This window comes from Xenorhabdus sp. PB61.4 (assembly GCF_963894935.1).
Classification (GTDB): Bacteria; Pseudomonadota; Gammaproteobacteria; order Enterobacterales; family Enterobacteriaceae; genus Xenorhabdus; species Xenorhabdus stockiae.
Genome location: NZ_CAWQJR010000085.1, coordinates 1 through 3736 on the forward strand (window position 1 = coordinate 1; position 3736 = coordinate 3736).

The 3736-nt window shown below is 42.5% G+C and carries 1 protein-coding gene and 1 pseudogene; both read left to right on the plus strand.

Translation table 11 applies throughout. The annotated features are described in order from the left end of the window. The first annotated feature begins 121 nt into the window (after positions 1–121). A complete protein-coding gene (locus tag AACX68_RS05570; RefSeq protein ID WP_228860796.1) occupies positions 122–829 on the plus strand; it encodes a hypothetical protein in 708 nt (235 codons plus the stop codon). A 480-nt stretch (positions 830–1309) separates the two neighbouring features. After that, positions 1310–3736: pseudogene (locus AACX68_RS05575) on the plus strand (MARTX multifunctional-autoprocessing repeats-in-toxin holotoxin RtxA); the annotation flags it as partial.

A 3736-nucleotide genomic window follows, 5' to 3' on the forward strand; every position in this document is an offset into this window, starting at 1 on the left:
AGTAGCTCCTGTTCCCAGGGGTTGACAGGTGAAGTCATAGGACCTCTCTTGGGAGTAGAATAGAGAAGATAACCATCATGACACAAGATGAGTCACGACTGTAGTACTAGGCTGGATATCAATGGGAGCGGGCGTGGTGAGTATGGTATCGCTGTTTGGGAAACTGGCCCTGGGTATGCTGAATGCGGGGGAACGGTTAATAAATAGTTTTCGCCCTGGTCTTAATGGAAAGGGGGCAGTTGCAGCGGGAAGAATCATTTCCGCTACGGAGTTACTGAGTGAACAAGAATCTTTTGAGGAGGCAGTATCTAAAGGATGGATCCAAGAAGTCAGAGAACCTCGGAATGCATCTACGTTAGAACTTAAATTACCCGAATCTGACTTAGATATAGGTGCACGTGGTGTGAATAGACGTTTTTTTACAAAGTTGGGCTTTGATATAAATCAACCAAGCAGCACTATGAATAATAGTATACTAGGACCAGAATTTGTTAACCTGAATTCAGTAACACATTTAGATATTACAATAGAGAAAGTACGTAAATTATATATGCCTTTCATAAACATGAATACTCAGGATGGTGAGGGTGCTGAGTATATCACTAAAATTCTTTATGAAATCGAGGATCGTAGTAATAGTATGGATAAATACACTCGAGCATATGCTACCAATGTGGAAGTTGTGTGGAACAACTTAAAACTTTCTAGAACTCCACATGATTTACTGCGTGATAATCTGCAATTCTTTCATAATGACTTATGGGGAATGGCATTAAATCATACGAATATGTTTAGATTTTATAATATGTTTATGTTCGGAGAATATTAGCAAACTAATCGGTATTTAATTTCTCCCGAAAAAAGAGTAATACTAAAAATAAATATAATAATTATACTCTCTAAAAATAATTAATCTTTCTGTAAAGAGCAAACTCCAGACAGTAAAATAATATAATGATGTTATGGTGAAAATCCCTGCGCTGGGATTTTCACCTGTATAAATTAGATCCATTTGTTTTGTATTTGAATGAGGGGATTGGGACTAAGTATAGTGGTTAAACAGACTTTGTTATTTCACTATATTGATTTTAAAAATAAAAATAGGATACTTTTCAGTTGACAATTTCTGTCTGACTCTTGAATTTATTTTTCTATGTCTCAATTCAATAAATTGACTCGATTAAATATCACAAATTTCAATTTATTCATGGGATACTCATTTTTATCTATTTATGTGTTGATGCCCAGTTATTTCCTTTAACTGGGCTTTTTTGATCTTCAATTTTCAAATTTATACCGGGACTTATTTATGGGAAAACCATTTTGGAGAAGTGTTGAATACTTCTTTACAGGTAATTATTCCGCTGATGATGGTGATAATAATATCGTGGCTATTGGATTTGGTGGGCAAATCCATGCTTATGGTGGTGATGATTACATCACTCTGGGTTCGATTGGCGCTTCTGTTTATACCGGCGCTGGTAACGATACTGTAGTGGGGGGGTCAGCATACCTGAAAATCAGTGATACCAGCGGTAACTTAAACGTAAAAGGTGCCGTTGGGTACGCCGAAATTAATAAAGAAGAAGAAGGCTCTATTTCTTTCGCAGGCGCAGCGGGTGGTGCTATTATTCAGCATGATGGCCGTTCCGGTAATATACATTATTCAGGTGTTGCGGCTTATAACAATTTATATCGTCGCGGGTACAGTGGCGATATCACATTTAAGGGTGCGGGTGGTTATAACCATCTCTATTCAGATGTGGTCAACGGTAATATTCATTTTATGGGTGTCGGAGGTTATAACCAAATCACCCGTAAAGGTTTAAATGACAGCTTTAATGGTGAAGGGATTACCTATGCAAAAGCTGAAGAGATTGTATTGACGACAGCAACACTGGGCGGAAGCTGGATTCAAAAAACACAGCAGATTGTTGGTATTAAATCTACACGTGAAATAAATACTTTTTTATTTGCTGCTATCGATGATAAATACACCAAAATCAATAAAGTTCGTATTCATAATGACCCCAAAACTGGCCGGCTGAAATATTATACGACCTCTTGGCATAAAGCAGGTAATCATCTCAATAATCTGGCATCTCAGGATATCTCTGATGCTGGCGGTTACCAGCTAGTTAATGTTGACGGGGTATATAAATTATCAGATCTGACAGTTGAGCATCACCAGTCATTTACGATACATGCACTGGAAAGTGAATTACCCGAAGATGAATGGGTGACCTATGCCGGCGGTGTTCAGATTGCAGCAGAAAATATTACGCTGTCAGATGCCCGGATGGGGGGGCATGCTGTTTCGATGGATGGCAGTACCTTTGATGTAAAACCCGTGAAATCCAACCAAATGGCGAATACCTATTTATACGCCAAATTCGTGGGAGGAATTACCAAAGTTGTGGTAGTTCAACTGGCGAATGATCCTGCAACGGGTGAACTGAAATATATTGCTACACCGTGGTATAAAGCCGGTGATCAAACGGCGATTATGGCAAATCAAACTATTGGTACCCGTTCTGGCTATAAAGTTATCGGTAAGGGCAGTTATACACTGAGTCATGTTAATTACAGTGTAAATACTGTCCGTGTGACGTCTGAACGGATTAGCTCTATGCATGAATTCAGTGAGCGGGAGCTGTTAGACCAAAAACAGGATGACAGCAGCGGTGATGTCCGGTTCGAAGGCGCAGGGGGCGGTAATGTTATTAAATCCAATGTGGCTCATGGCAATGTTTATTTTAAGGGAGCGGGCATTGCGAATGTCATTCTGCACAACTCGGAAATTGGTGATACCGAATTTAGCGGTGCTGGCGCGGCAAATGTTATTTTTAAGAAGAACAGAAAGGGAAACCTGATTTTTAATGGTGCTGGTATTGCTAATGTCATTACGCATGTCAACAGCACTCACCCGGCACATGATCCATCAGTGGGATCTTACAATGGTGATACCAGAGTTATCGCTTTGGGTGGCGCTAATGTCCTGACCCGCAAAGGTCATGGCCGGGTTTTTGCCGTGATGGGAGGGGGTGCCAATGTACTGACTCATCTCGGGAATGGCGAAACAACCGGTGTCATGATGGGCGGTGCCAATGTTCTGACCAAAGTGGGTAACGGAGACACCACCGGCTTAATGTTTGGTCTGGGGAATGTCCTGACCCATGTGGGTAACGGCAGAACACTGGGCGCGATGGGGGCTGTCGGCAACGTCTTTACCAAAGTGGGTGACGGGGAAACCATTGCCGCTATGCTCGCTTTCGGTAATATTTTTACCCATACCGGGCAGGGAAATGCATACGCAATGATGGCCGGCGGCGGCAATGTCTTTACCAAAGTGGGTAACGGCAATGCGCTGGCGCTGATGGTGGCACTGGGTAATGTGTTCACTCACGTAGGGGATGGACTGAGTGTTGCCCTGATGGTAGCGAAAGGCAACCTTGCCACTAAGGTAGGGAATGGTGATAGTCTCGCCGCCATGATTGGTGTGGGCAATGTGATGACCCATATTGGCAACGGTAATACCTTTGCCGCGATGGTGGGGGAAGCCAATATTTTCACCAAAGCGGGTAATGAACTGACTGCGGCCGTGATGATTGGCAAGGCTAACATTTATACCCATGTGGGTCAGGGCACCAGCATCGGGTTGTTTGCCGGTAATGCCAATATCATGACCAAAGTCGGCGATGGCACGACGCTGGCAGCAATGTTTGGTCAGGCTAAC